At 38.4% G+C, this 232-nt stretch carries 1 protein-coding gene; it reads left to right on the top strand.

Going from position 1 to position 232, the window contains the following annotated elements:
• Positions 1 to 232 (top strand): hypothetical protein (locus tag ABR854_RS26020; RefSeq protein WP_350268754.1); only part of this gene is annotated, 232 nt, incomplete at both ends.

Below are 232 nucleotides of genomic sequence, written 5' to 3'. Positions count from 1 at the left end.
CCTATAAATATTGTGTAGGTTCCCAGATAGAGATAGATGCCTTAGCTGATGCAGGATATAGTAATTATCAATGGTACAGAAATGGGGTATTGATAACAGGGGCAACTTCTCAGAGTTATAAAATAACGAGTATCGGAAGTTACACGTTTACGGCTGATATACCAGTAGAGAATTCGAGTTGTAGTGGTTCATTGTGTTGTCCGATAGTAGTAGAGTATTATCCAGCAGTAAG

The sequence above is a fragment of the Emticicia sp. W12TSBA100-4 genome, from assembly GCF_040253585.1.
Lineage (GTDB): Bacteria > Bacteroidota > Bacteroidia > Cytophagales > Spirosomataceae > Emticicia.
The sequence above is the reverse complement of the archived record's forward strand: the minus strand, read 5'-3'. Positions and strand labels throughout refer to the sequence as shown.